Genomic DNA, 12,473 nt, shown 5'->3' on the forward strand with positions numbered 1-12,473 from the left:
GGTCCTTGCAGGAGGGCGGTCAGCTGAACAGGTCGGTTACCGGCGTGTTCTCGGTCGGCGACGGGGGGTCGTGCGGTGATGGCTGGTCGTGGTTGGGTGTGCCGTCCGTGGGGAGCGCTGCGACTCCCAGTGCTGCGAGTTCCTCCAGCATGTCGCGCGCGGCCTGGTCGCGGATCTGCAGTCGGTACTTGACGTTGGTGACATATGTGCCGGCGTCTTCGTCGCTGACCTTGCGTACGAAACCGTGGCTCTCCAAATGCGCGAACGCCTTTTTCACCAGTGCTCTCGTCGAGGCTCGTGGGGCCCTGTCGGTCTGCGTCTTTCCCGTGGCGTTCCGGCGCAGGTAGGCCCGCCACAGTCCTTCCAGCCCCGGCTGATCGGAGGGTGGATCAACATCTCCGTCACTCTGTGCAAGGCGGCGTTCGATGGTCGACGCCAGGACCCGGACCTCTTCATCGACCTGCTTGACTGAGATCCGGCCGACATGCTCGTCATCGTCGAGGTCTTCGGGACGGGGGAAGACCATGGCGGCGATGGTCAGCTGGGCCAGCAGGTACAGGGGGCGATCGGCGGTCTGCGGGACGAGGTCGGAGACGGACACCCCGAAGTCGGTCTCGGGCGTGGTGCCCAGGACCAACCCGGTCATGGGATGAACTTCCAGCACCGTCAGGTCGAATCCCTGGGCGACCTTGCGCACTACCTGCGCGAAGTCCGGCTCAGTGTCGAAGCGTTGGACGAGTCGGGCGTAGTCGCCAGAGCGAGCGGGCGCTTTGCGGCGGGCCATGGCGAAGGCGACCATCCGGGCAGCCTCGGCAGCATCCTCGTGACGGTTCATGCACTCTCCTGATCAAGCTGGTGGGCGTCAGGGCCTTGCGGGCGGCGCGGTGCTGGGAAAGTGGGCAGTGGCGCGTTCGTCTGTGACTCCTGCGAGGGACCGATGCCCCCGGTGCGGACCAGGAGGAAGTCGCTGCCGCCAAAGAGGACGTCATCCAGGACTGTGCCGTCGTCGACGGCCACCACGGCAGTTTCACCATCGACGAGTTGGCGCACCGGAATGAGCCGGAAGAGCTGCTGGGTGCGAAGCGTGAGCAACTCGTCGGTGCCTGATTCCGGTCCTGTTCCCGGGCCTGGTTGGCGTGTGGCCGCCAGCAGGGTCGAGAGCCGCACGCCCTGGTCCGTGATGGCAGCCAGCAGCGCGTCCACCGCGTAGTGTTGCTCTTCGCTGAAAGCGGTACGGGCGTCGATCTCCGACCAGTCGTACTCGTTCTGAACCGGCACCAGCTCCCCGCCGGCCTCCTCGGCGACCCTGGTGAGCCCTTCCAGAAAGTCGGGCAGGTACATCACACGAGGACGCACGGGCCCCATGACGGCACGAGTGAACGCCTCCAAGGGGCCCAAGCACGCGTTAAGTGAGAGTTCCAGCACCGGCTGAAGGAGCTGCTCATGTAGATGTACGCGGGTGTGAATCGCCGGAGCCACGAACACCTGACGGTCCTGTTGGCGCCGGAACTCAGGACCGACCGTCATCAGCATGTCAATCAGTACCGCGTGGCGTTGCCAGCACTCGTGGATGAGCGCCTCCAGGTCTTGCAGCTGTCTGCGCTTGCGTTCATCGGCGGTGGCTTCCAGTAGTTGGTTGACCCGCTCCTTGTGCTTCGTCTCGGCCGCGGACCGGCTGCGCACGTGCTCCAGAGCCTCATCGACCGTGTCCCTGACTTCCGTGTCCCAGTCCACAGCCCGCACATTGCGCTTCATGGCTTCGATGCGCCCATGGATGTCCTTGGCGTACCGGACGCTCTGGATCCGTGCGTTGTGCGCGGCCTGCCACGCCTCGCTGATCCGTGAACGCTTGAGCAGAGCTTCCAGCTTGGCTTCGGCGGCAATCTGTTCCGAGGCAATATCGACGTCGATCGCATGCACCAGCACGGTGATCGCCGCGTCCGTGGCGATGAGAGCTGCCTGCCCCACGTGATCGGGGACTTCCTTGAGGATCTGGAAAGATGCCTCGCGCGTCTCGAACTCGTTGTCTGTCACGTACCCGACGTCGTGACGGAAGGCGCGGTCGCGTTCTTCGGTGTTGATCAGCCGCTCGGTCACCCAGCGGGCGACTGCCCGGTACTCCTCCCCAGTCCGGCCCGACTGCTGCAGTGCGGCGAATTCGGCCACATGTTCCACGACAGCCTCCTGCCGCACGGCTGTCCGCATGTCGGTGCGCAGCGTTACGAAGTCAATCGCGGCCAAGGCCAGCTCAGCCATACGGTACCGGTCCCACCCGCGCTCCTTCTTGGCCTTGCTGGCATCCAAGCCCAGCACCGGATAGACCACCGCTAGGGCTCGCATCCGCGACGTGATGCTCTCGTAGATTGCGGACGGCTCTTCAAAGATCACCAGGTCTTCCCCTAATTCCCGGTCTCGCCTTGCGATTTCAAGCTAGGACACAGCACTGACAATCACTCAGGACCCGAACTGGTGCGCTATTTATGGATGCGGTGAGGGGCAGCCTGCGATGGCTGGCGTGCCGCTCTCGGGTGACCGTTCCCAGTTCGTGTGGCCGCCATGGCGGAGGATGGGCGCAGATTTGAGCGGCTGGCGCGAAACCTATGGCTCAAAGGCGTTTCCCTGATCTCCTGCTGAGGTGGAGGTCCTTGGCGTCCGACAGTGTTGCGACGGGGCCGTGCTCATCCCGGAGCCGATCGCTCCGAGGGTTCGGTAGCGACTGGATGGTGAGGAAGTGGCCGCAGGGTCCTGTCCGGTGGGGCGCTTCTTGTGGATCGGCCGGGTGAGGTCAATGCGTGGGAAGGCTGGGTATCCCGGCGAAAAGGGGCAGCATTCGAGTCAAGGGCCCATGACCAGGGTGAGGGCTGGTCATGAAAAGCGACCAGCGGGCGTTCGCGCCGCGAAATATTGAGGCGCATCGTTCGGCTTCTGCGGCAGACTGACCGAGCTTAAGAGCTGGGTGTATCGCTCCCACGCTTTGAGATCGTTTGGAGGAGGGCGATTGACTGAGTCCGATCAGCCGACGGCCCGGTGGAAGAGTGAACCGATGACGACGCGGCTCATCGCTGCTGTTCTCGTCACGGATCCTGACAACGGCAGACTCCTCATCCTGCGGCGGAGCAGCCACTTGGATTTCGCGCCTGGCGAATGGGATGTCCCCAGCGGAAAGGGCGAACCCCGGGAACCGATCACCGCGACTGCGGTACGAGAACTGAAGGAGGAGACGGGCGTCGTCGTCGCCGAGACGGACCTGCGCCTCATCCACGTCGTCCATGGCTGCTGGGGAGCGGAGGCCCCAGGAATGTTCATGGCCCTGGTCTTCCACACCGACCAGTGGAGCGGTCCTCCCCGCAATGCGGAGCCGCACAAGCACGACACCATCGCCTGGGTGCCTCCGGACGGCCTTCCGCAACCCTTTACACACACCACCCTGGTCGCGGTCAAGCGGTACTTGGACGGGGGCCCCATCCTCTCGTTGGACGGCTGGCCAGAGGGCTGATGACGGTCAGTCCGGGCAGCTGCCGCGGGGCCGTCGTCCAAGGTTGTGAAGCTCAGCAATGAGCCGCGCGGCTTCCTTCCTGGCCGGCTCCAGCCGGGGATCCCCCGGGTGCACGTGTGGCCCTGCGACCTTCGCGCAGAAGAACAGCGCCATCAGCAGGCCGGACCTGCTCTCCAGGTCCGGCCTGCGCTCGCTCCACACCCGTTCTGCCAAGGATGGTACGGCGACGGAATGGCCCCATAGCGTTGCCGCGGCCAGCCCTCGTGGCGTCATGCTCCAGAGCTTCCTAATGCTGTCCCCTGGGGCGCGGGGGACGCATGGGGGAACCGTAGATTCCCGGTGACCGAGAGAGGCGACGCCTCTCCGGCCGGGCCGCACGCAGGGTCTCGTATTATCTTCACGCCTCCTCAGCCTCTCGCGGAAACAATCCCGCACCTCATCGGCGTTGGTGATCTCCGAGTCGAGGAGGGGAAGGTGTCGGGCCTGAAGCTGTTCCGCACGAACACGACGAATAGTGGCATGACCGAGGTCACGCCGCGTCTTGCTGAGGCCGAGGCAGATGTGCAAGGTCTCGTCGAGGCGCACATGGAGACGTTGCTGGGTGTCCGGTTCCTGGCGAGCGAGTACGGCACGGGGCCGGTTCACGGGGGCCGCATCGATTCGCTCGGTCTGGACGAGAACGGATCGCCGGTCATCGTCGAGTACAAGCGCGGCGTCGACGCCGGCGTCATCAACCAGGGCCTGTTCTACCTCTCATGGCTGATGGACCATCGCGCCGAGTTCGAGCAGATGGTCCGCGACCGGCTCGAGGTGACGGCCGCGTCCCAGGTCCTGTGGAGCGGACCGCGCCTGATCTGTATCGCCGGCGACTTCACGCGTTACGACGTGCACGCCGTTCGCGAGCACCGGCGGTCGATCGACCTGGTCCGCTACCGACTCTTCGGCGGCGACCTGCTCGGCCTTGAGACCGTGGCGTCCGTGAGCGGGGGCATGCAGGTAGCACGCCGGCCGCGCCGCCAGGCGGTTGCCCGGGCTGCGGCCGACGTCCAGGGCGCGTCGATGGTGGAGCTGGCGAACGCTGTCGACGAGGTACTGCTCGGGCTCGGGGACGGCGTGAACCGCGTCGAGCGCAAGACCTACCGGGCCTATCAGCGGCTGCGGAACTTCGCCTGCCTCTGCCCGCCGCAGCGCAGCAAGCTGCTGGTCTACCTGAAGGTCGATCCGCAGGACGTCGACCTCGTTCCGGGTTTCACCCGTGACGTGTCCGGTCTCGGTCACCACGGGACGGGTGATCTGGAGGTGCAGCTGCGTACGCCGCGAGACGTGGAGCGGGCGCAGGATCTGTTCCGGGCCAGCTACGCGGCGGCGTGATCGTCTGCCGGCCTATGGCTGCTCTGTGGCCGTGGGGTGGCCCCTTTCGACGTGCGAGTAGGGCGTGGCGGTGGACTACCAATGATGTGCGGGATCGCCGGTTGGGCTAACCGGCGATCCCGCGCTATGTCGCCCCGCTCTTGCGTGCTGACGATCAGCGTGTACGGCTGACAGCGGGGGTGGCCGCGACCGCGGGGGTGACCGGCGGGCTGGTGACGAGGCTCGTTCTGCGTTCGGGGGTTCCGGTCTGTGGGTGGCGAGTGCCGGTTTTGTGGGCGAGGGTCTCGGAGAGATCGGCCAGCAGCGAACTCGGGGTGTGCGGGGACGCGGTGAGGGTCCAGGTGGGTCGGTCCGGGTCGGGACCGGCCCAGACGGTCCAGGTGGCCAGGTTCTGGCTCGGGTGCTGGGCGGTGAAGGCGTCGAACTGGATGCCCGCGTCCCCGGTGGGGGACGTCCAGCGGATCCATCGACCATCCACGGTGTGTTTCCATCCGGCGTCGGACAGAGGCTGCGTGGCCGCGGTGACCATCTTCTCGTCCACTGGGGCGCCGATGACTGTGTCCCAGCCGTCGCCGTCGGCGAGGTGATTCAGCAACTCCTCCAACACCGGGGCGGGGGTGGCGCCGGTCGCGGTGAGGACCCACATGCGGTCGGAGACGGGTGTCTCGTAGGCGGCCACGGTCCACGCTGTTTCGTGAGCTGGCGTTTCGTGGACGCGCTCGATGCGCAGGGTCTGGGACTCGTGGATGGCGTGCGTTGTCTCATCCGACCAAGTCCGCCACTTCTCGAACTCGCCGTGCGCGTCGAGGAAGGCGTCGAGGAGAGCGTCGTGGTCGCCGGCATCGGCCAGGTAGACGGGGACTGTATCCGGCTCTGGGCGGGAGGGTTCGGTCTTGGCCGCGGTGACGTCGAAGACGGAGCGGGCCTCGATGGCGGCGCGTTCGGTGTCGGTCAGGGGTGCTGGGCCGGGGCGCATCTCGGCCGCGTGGAGCTTCTCGAAGGCAAGCAGGGCCTGCGCGGGTGAGTCGAAGGTGTCGGCGATCTGGCGCAGGTGGTCCTCGCCGTGGAGGTAGACGGACTTGTCGCCTCGGGGAAGGTAGGTGCCGACCGCGACGGTGGTGTGGCCGTCGTGGGCGTGGGCGTGGATGAGGAGCTGGCCGTGGTGGATGTCATCGTGGATCTTCTGCGCCTGATTGGAGACCTCGCGGATTTCGCTGCGGGTGCACCACGGCATCGGATAGTTCGCCCAGGTCCATTCCTCGTCCATGGCCTCCTGCAGCCGAGGGGTGATCTCGACCGCGATGCCCTCGGCGGACAGGTGCTTGGCTGCGTCCTTGGCCCAGTAGGGCTCCTCGCGGTCGATGCGGACGAGGACCAGGACGTTGTCGGCGACGGCGGTCCAGTCGGCTGCCTCCAGACCCAGTTGGGCAACGTGGGCCTGGGTGCCGGTCAAGACGGCGGTCACGGCGCTTGGATGGATGGGGTGGGTGTCGAGGCGGACGTGGGCGTCGATGCTGGAAGTCACGTGGGGTGTCGTCTCCTCTGCCAGTGGCCGGGATTTCGGGTCCGGCCACCGGCGTGTGCGGGGTGCTATCGGGTGGCTCGCGCGGCGCGGGCGGCGTGCGCGGCCGTGGTGGTGGGCGGGCCGGCACGGGTGGTGGGCGTCGGTCGCGGTCGCGGCGTCGGGACCGTTCCGGTGGCGTGCTGCCAGCGGGTGCGGACGGCGCCGATGTCGGCGAGGGCTCGGCGGGCGCCGACGACGAGTTGGAACGGGGTGTTCGCGGGGTCTCCTGCGTACGCCTTGATGTGCCGGCCGGTGAGATCGGCAGTGGCCAGGAGGGAACGCTGCAGGGCGCGCTCGCCCCAGTACTCCACGGATCCGGCCGGTTCGGCCAGCATGCGGAGCACCTCGCCCGGCTCACTTCCGTCGCCCAGCAGGCCGCGCTGCTGGGCCTCCCATAGGACCGTGACGGGGTCGACGGGCTCGGGGCGGCGAGCCAGGGCGGTCAGGCACTGCCAGAGACCGGCGTGCAAGGGCAGGGTGAGGTCGTCCGGGAGCAGCCACCGGACGGACTCGATGTCGGCGGGGTAGGCGGTGGCGGTCGCGAGCAGCAACTGCTCCTCCTCGACTGCCTCCGTGTAGTCAGGCGGGACGGGCGGCGATGGTGCCCCGGTGCGTGGCAGCACGCCGGCGCGTGGAGGGAAGCGGGCTGCGACGTCGTCCACGACTGAGGTGAGCGCGTCGGTCTCGGCGAGCACTGTCTGGACGGGGTGCGGGAGGGAGGCATCGTGGACGGTCTGGATGAGGCGTTCGGCGGCTGTCTGCAGGCGGCGGCGGGCGTGTTCGGCCTCGACCATGCGTGCGTAGGCCGGTGCGTGGCGGGGCCAGGGGCAGACCTGGACGAGGGCGTGCAGGTCTGAGGTGGTCAGTCCGCGTGCCTGCTCGCGTGCCATGGCGAGCACGCGGTTGAGCCAATTGGTGTTCTTCGCGTGCTCGGCCGGGTCGGGCGGCGGCAGGGTGCTGATCGCGGCGAACAGGGCGGAGTGCGCGGCTGTGGAGAAAGAGTCGGCGGAGATGCCGTTCACGTCGCCGAGACGGTGCGGATCGAGGAGGAGGGCACCGAGGAGAGCCTGCTCGACGTGGAACACCGGCTGCGGTGGTGCGCTGGCGTAGAGGTCGTCTTCGTCGGGTTCTGGGGTTTGGGGCATCAGGCGGCGAGAGCGAAGTCGTCGGGGTCGAGGGCGACGCCGAGGTGCGGAGCGAGGAGGTGGCCGGCGAGCAGCGGCGGTACGGCGTTACCGATCTGGCCGAAGACCTGGCCTTTGTTTCCGGCCCAGGGGTAGTCGGCGGGGAATGTCTGCAGGATGCCGGCCTCGCGGGCGGTGATCCGGATCGGCTCCGGCACTGCCGACGCGTCCGTGTCCGCAGTGGGAGGCGAGGTGGGTTCGGCGACCCAGGTGCACTCGTTGGCCCGGTGTCCGAAGAACAGCGTGCCTGCCGGCTCGGACAGCGGACGGACGGTGGCGTTGGCCTGGTTGTTGCTGCGCAGGGACCAGGACCAGCGGTGCGCCTCGGCGGTGAACGTCGACGCCGGAAGGTCGGCGTCCCGGTTCTCGCGTGTGCCGTGCCGGGCCGCCCATCCAGCGCCTTCACGGCGGGACCGCAGGGCTACTCCATCCGGCCTGGGCATCCAGGTGCCGCGCTCCCGGGCGTCGGAGAGCGTCTTGCGGGAGCCCGACGGGAACGGTTCGGGTCCGCCGCCCGGCCCGCCGCCGGCGCAGACGGTGGGAACTGGCCGGTCAGTCGCACCCCATCCCAGGGCCTCGGCCATGCTGACCCAGCGGGCCCGGCCCGGACCGAACAGCGATTCCGGCTCGGCGACTTGGGAGTGCGTGGGCATGGGAGGCTGCGCCGTACGGACCCGGGAGGCCAGCAGGATCGCCCGCCTCCTGGTCTGCGGAACGCCGAAGTCGGCGGCGTTGAGGATCCCGTACCAGACCGAGAATCCCCACCCGCGCAGGACGGCCGCGTACTGCTTCCACAGCGGTAGGACGTCCGGCACCTCCTCCATGGCGACCCAGTCGGGCTCGCCGACCGTGTTCAGGGCGTGGAGGTACCGCATCGGCTCGGCCGCGAGCAGGGAACGCTCGTCACGGCAGGCGACGAGGAGGCGTTCGCGGGTGTCGCGTCCGGCAGCCAGGTCCTCGACCGCCGCATGCACCAGCGGCTGGTCGAGCAGGCCGAGGCGCTTGCCGGCCATGCTCCACGCCTGGCACGGCGGGGAAGCGATCAGCCCGCGCGTGCGGCCGATGAACGGCCAGGTCGGATACATCGCCACGTCGGTCCGGATAGTCAACTGTCCAGCAGCAGCACGGGTCTTGCACGCCCACTCGTCCCATTCCAGACCGACGTCGCGCACGCCAAGGACATGCAGTGCCCTGCTCCAGCCGCCCGGCCCCGCGAAGAGATCGAGTATCACGTGGCCAGCCCTTCGAAGTCCCGGGCCAAGGCGCGGAGTTGTTCCGCTTGTTCTGCATGGTTGTGCGAGGTCATGGGCTGGTGTGGCTCCGGAGGATCGGTTAACGGCTTCGGGTGGCCGTCTTCGCGGCGGTGGGTGCGGGCGCGGGTGTCGTACCGGGCGCTCTGCTGGCGGGCGGGCTGCTGATGGCAGCGGCCAGGGCGGTGGTGCCGGCGGGGGTGAGACGGACTCGGTCTTGGAGCGGTCCGTCCACGTAGGCGGAGGGCGCGGACTGCGGGACGCGTTCCGCGAGGCCGTTCGCCTCCAGCGACCGCAGTGTGCCGATGAGCACGCGCTCGTCGCGGTAGTGGACGTACTGCCGTCCCAGAGAGCGGGTCGCCACGACGTTTCCGCAGGCGATCTCCCACAGGGCGGTGCGGTGTGTGGCGGTCAGCCGGTGGTCCGGAGCGTCGCTGGTACTCCCACGTCGGCGTCGGATCTCGTGGGCGAGGGTGTCGGCGCAGCCCATGGCCGCTTCGGGTGCCAAGGCGGTCAGAGTCCGGGCCATCGGGAGCCGGTGGTCCGCGGAGGCGCTGCTCAGGAAGGCGAGTTGCTGGAGGCGGACCACCGCGTCCGACAGTTCGTGACTCTGGAAGAGGCGTTCGTCGGTGACCGCTTTGATGGCGGTGCGGGTCGCGGCGGCGAGTTGCTGTGCGGAAGCGGCATGGACGTCGGGCTGGGACTGCGAACGGGCCTGCAGGAGCCGGTCGAGCGTGTCGTTGTGCTGCACGTACTGGTCTGCGAGCAGCATCAGCCGTTCAACCGGCGTCGGTGGGGCGGCTACGTGGAACAGGAGGCCCTCGGCGGGCGGTGTCGTCATGCTCGGCGCCGGGCGGCCGGGGTGTGCATCGGGGCCGGGGCGGGTGCGCTCGTAGCAGCGGGGGGCCGCGGCACTTCCAGCGCGGTGCGGGCGGCGGCCAGGGCCCGGTCGGCGTCGTCGAGGTGGATCCGCAGGTGGCTGTGGTGGTCGAGCGAGTCGAGCTTTTGCTGGAGCGTGTCCTGCGCTGTGGTGGTGAGGGTGATGAGCGGGGCGAGGGCCTGGGTGTAGTGGGCGATGGCTCGCCCGAGATGGCCGGCACTGGCGCCGAGGGTCTCGGCGGGCGGGAGGTCGGCGATGTTCGAGGAGAGCTGGTACTCGACGTCGGCGGCCATGCGAGCAGCGAGGTGGCACAGCAGGTCGATATGCCGCATGGCGGTGAACAGGCCGGTGCCGTCCACGGTGATGTGGTGGTCGCGGATGTCCGCGGTCACGGCGTCTACGGCTTGGCGCACAGACATGTCTTCGAGGTCGCGAGGTTCGTAGGTGTGCAGGTCGTCTCCTGGCGTGTGGTTCAGGGGGCTTGCCACAGGAAGCGGGCGACGTGGTCGTTGCCGTGGCTGGCCCGGGGGCGGGGGTGTGCCATCCAGCCCGGGGCGGCCGGCTGGCGATCAGGTGACAGCCCGCGCCGCGCAGGGAGGCGCCGCTCTCGCCCTCCTGGGTGAAGGTGATCAGGCGCCGGTATCCGAGGGCCTTGGCCGCGCGCCACGATGCGCCGTACAGAAGGGAGTTGACGTTGCGGGTGCCGTCGCTGGCGGTCCGGGTGACTTCGAGGGTGGCGCCGTCGTCGAGGTGGCGGGCCACGGGCCGGCCGACGATGGCCACGGCGCGCAGGATGCCGGTCTCATCGGCTGCGCCGACGGCGAAGATCTGGCCTGCGGGCGGAGGGTGGTGGCGGTGCCAGGTGCGCACGAAGTCCTTCGCCTGGCGTGAGCGGACCGGCACCAGGTGCAGCCGGGCGTCGCTCACGCGGCCTTCCCGAACTCGGACTGTGTCGGCGCGTGCTTTGCGACGGCGCGGGCGGTGATTGCCTGCGACGCGCGGGCGGACGCCGCGGACAACTCCTCCGCGCCGGGCTCCCGGTACCACGGGCGTAGGTCGAGCATGGCGGCGCGCATGCCGGTGGCGAAGCAGAGCGCGGTGCCCTTGGGGAGGGCGCGGATCGCGTCGGCGGGCAGGATCCGCTCCTGCCGCATGCTGACCGAAGTCGACTTCCCGGACTCCGAGTGCGAGGTGGACGTGGTCTCCACGTCGTGGTCGCCGATCAAACGGCTGAGCTTGTCGGCGAAGTCGGGGTCGTCGATGCCGGAGCCGATGACCTTCACGGTCGAGGCGGACCACATGGCGTCCATGCCCGCGTCTCCCCAGACCTTCTGACCCTGGCGGTAGGACTGCAGGATGGTGATCGGGATGATCCCGCGGCTGCCGAGGTGGGAGTACAAATCCGGGAGGTCCGAAATTTTGCACACGTTGGCTGCCTCGTCGAGGATCGCGAGCATGGGCGGGTCAAGGCGTCCGCCTGCTCGTTCGGCCTGCGCGGTCGCGGCTCGCATCACCGAGTCCGCGCACGCGGCGATCAGCGCCGAGGCTCCGCCTCCGCCGTCCTTGCTGAGCAGGAACAGGGTGTCGGTGGATGTGACGAATTGCTCCGGCCGGAATTCCGGTACGTCTTTCTGCGGTGTCACCCAGGCGGCGATTTCCGCGTTCAGGAGCGCGGAGGCGTACTGCCGGGCGGTCTCGTAGATGCCGTCTCGGGTCTCGGGCGGCCCTTCGACGGTGCCCTTGAGCTGGGCGGCGACGGCGGCGAAGCCATGGTCGCGCAGGATGTCCAGCGGCGTGCGGTCGGCGGGGAAGGCGAGCCACTGCATGATGTCGGTGATGGGCCGCTCGTCTAGCGCTGCGGCCAGGAGCAGCTGGGAGAGGATGTTGCTGCCGGCCTTCGACCAGAAGTCACCCTGCTGGGAGGCGTCCACGGAGGCGGCGAGGAAGTGTCCGGCGAGCCGGTTCGCCCCGTCCAGGGTTCTCGCGCTGGCGAGGGGGTTCCACCACATCTCGCGGGCGGCGTGCGCGATCTGCTGCGGGTCCATGGTCCACACCGTCCCCGCCCGGGCCCTCGCCTCGTAGGCGGTGGTGAAGGCGTCGCCGGCGGCCTTGTTCGATGTCAGCAGGACCGGGCCGGGTGCGCCGAGCATGGAGGGGATGGCGAGCGAGGTGGTCTTGCCGGATCGGGGCGCCATGATCGCGACGGCGACGTCTTCGAACCCCATCCTGACCTCGTGGCGGCTGCCCTGCAGGTTGCCGAGGAGGATGCCGGTGTCCTTCGCGTCGATGCGCTTGCTGTCCTTCAGGCTGGGGCGCAGGGAGCGGGCTTTGTCGGTGATCGCCTTGGCCATCAGCGGCTCGATGTCCCGGGCCTTGGCCATGTCGGCGATCTTCTTCTTCCGGCCGCCGCTTCGGTTCTTGTGCCGGGCCCACAGGACGCCCGCCCCCACCCCGAGGGCCAGGAGCAGGAAAACGGGGACGATGCGGGCACCGATCAGGAGGGACGTTTCTCCTGCGTCGGGCCAGACCCGCTCGGGGTGGAGCAGGGCGTTGGTCGGCTGGTAGGGGGCCCAGGCGGTGCCGGTGAGGTAGGCGGTGATGTTGCCGGACAGCCAGGCCAGGTGGGACAGGGGGACGACGATGGCGAGCACGCCGATCAGGAGGCGCAGGACGAGGTCGTACCCGTCGGTGCCGCTGTTGGAGGAGGAAGAGGGCAAGGGCTACGTGC

The 12,473-nt window shown here is 68.7% G+C and carries 10 protein-coding genes and 1 pseudogene; 2 read left to right on the forward strand and 9 right to left on the reverse strand.

Going from position 1 to position 12,473, the window contains the following annotated elements:
* Nucleotides 1–19 precede the first annotated feature (19 nt).
* Both QFZ64_RS28205 and QFZ64_RS28210 read right to left on the reverse strand, forming a co-directional pair.
* Complete coding sequence (locus QFZ64_RS28205; protein WP_307070336.1) at nucleotides 20–835, reverse strand: hypothetical protein; 816 nt, start codon at nucleotides 833–835, stop codon at nucleotides 20–22.
* Nucleotides 832–2,388 carry a hypothetical protein gene (locus QFZ64_RS28210; RefSeq protein ID WP_307070337.1) on the reverse strand — a complete coding sequence of 519 codons (1,557 nt, stop codon included), beginning with the start codon at nucleotides 2,386–2,388 and terminating at the stop codon, nucleotides 832–834. The genes QFZ64_RS28205 and QFZ64_RS28210 overlap by 4 nt, the downstream gene beginning before the upstream one ends.
* A 610-nt stretch (nucleotides 2,389–2,998) precedes the next feature.
* On the opposite strand from QFZ64_RS28210, the gene QFZ64_RS28215 reads away from it, so the two are divergent.
* Nucleotides 2,999–3,496, forward strand: coding sequence for an NUDIX domain-containing protein (locus QFZ64_RS28215; RefSeq protein ID WP_307070338.1), 498 nt, complete (start codon nucleotides 2,999–3,001; stop codon nucleotides 3,494–3,496).
* 474 nt (nucleotides 3,497–3,970) lie between these two features.
* A complete protein-coding gene (locus QFZ64_RS28225) occupies nucleotides 3,971–4,867 on the forward strand; it encodes a DUF5655 domain-containing protein (protein WP_307070339.1) in 897 nt (298 codons plus the stop codon).
* Between the two features lie 154 nt (nucleotides 4,868–5,021).
* On the opposite strand, the gene QFZ64_RS28230 is transcribed toward QFZ64_RS28225, so the two are convergent.
* The 7 genes and pseudogenes from QFZ64_RS28230 to QFZ64_RS28255 all read right to left on the reverse strand — a co-directional run bounded on the left by QFZ64_RS28230 (nucleotide 5,022) and on the right by QFZ64_RS28255 (nucleotide 12,462).
* A complete protein-coding gene (locus QFZ64_RS28230; RefSeq protein ID WP_307070340.1) occupies nucleotides 5,022–6,392 on the reverse strand; it encodes a DUF317 domain-containing protein in 1,371 nt (456 codons plus the stop codon).
* A 65-nt stretch (nucleotides 6,393–6,457) separates the two neighbouring features.
* Nucleotides 6,458–7,576, reverse strand: coding sequence for a DnaB-like helicase N-terminal domain-containing protein (locus QFZ64_RS28235; RefSeq protein ID WP_307070341.1), 1,119 nt, complete (start codon nucleotides 7,574–7,576; stop codon nucleotides 6,458–6,460).
* Nucleotides 7,576–8,847: a DNA cytosine methyltransferase gene (locus QFZ64_RS28240; protein ID WP_307070342.1), complete on the reverse strand. Its 1,272-nt coding sequence runs from the start codon at nucleotides 8,845–8,847 to the stop codon at nucleotides 7,576–7,578. Before QFZ64_RS28240 ends, QFZ64_RS28235 begins: the two co-directional genes overlap by 1 nt.
* A gap of 100 nt (nucleotides 8,848–8,947) precedes the next feature.
* Nucleotides 8,948–9,706 (reverse strand): hypothetical protein, encoded by a 759-nt coding sequence (locus QFZ64_RS28245; protein WP_307070343.1) that lies wholly within the window; start codon nucleotides 9,704–9,706, stop codon nucleotides 8,948–8,950.
* On the reverse strand, nucleotides 9,703–10,164 hold the full coding sequence (locus QFZ64_RS28250; RefSeq protein ID WP_307070344.1) for a hypothetical protein: 462 nt from the start codon (nucleotides 10,162–10,164) through the stop codon (nucleotides 9,703–9,705). The genes QFZ64_RS28245 and QFZ64_RS28250 overlap by 4 nt, the downstream gene beginning before the upstream one ends.
* A gap of 166 nt (nucleotides 10,165–10,330) precedes the next feature.
* Nucleotides 10,331–10,672, reverse strand: a pseudogene (locus QFZ64_RS35435) (XF1762 family protein); the annotation flags it as partial.
* A complete protein-coding gene (locus tag QFZ64_RS28255; protein WP_307070345.1) occupies nucleotides 10,669–12,462 on the reverse strand; it encodes a type IV secretory system conjugative DNA transfer family protein in 1,794 nt (597 codons plus the stop codon). The gene QFZ64_RS28255 and the pseudogene QFZ64_RS35435, both read right to left, overlap by 4 nt.
* Nucleotides 12,463–12,473 lie beyond the last annotated feature (11 nt).

It is taken from the genome of Streptomyces sp. B3I8, from assembly GCF_030816915.1.
GTDB lineage: Bacteria > Actinomycetota > Actinomycetes > Streptomycetales > Streptomycetaceae > Streptomyces.

Excerpts from the sequence above, each read along its gene's own strand:
- QFZ64_RS28205 (WP_307070336.1), bottom strand. The coding sequence starts at position 835 with ATGAACCGTCACGAGGATGCTGCCGAGGCTGCCCGGATGGTCGCCTTC.
- QFZ64_RS28235 (WP_307070341.1), bottom strand. The coding sequence starts at position 7,576 with ATGCCCCAAACCCCAGAACCCGACGAAGACGACCTCTACGCCAGCGCA.
- QFZ64_RS28245 (WP_307070343.1), bottom strand. The coding sequence starts at position 9,706 with ATGACGACACCGCCCGCCGAGGGCCTCCTGTTCCACGTAGCCGCCCCA.
- QFZ64_RS28250 (WP_307070344.1), bottom strand. The coding sequence starts at position 10,164 with ATGTCTGTGCGCCAAGCCGTAGACGCCGTGACCGCGGACATCCGCGAC.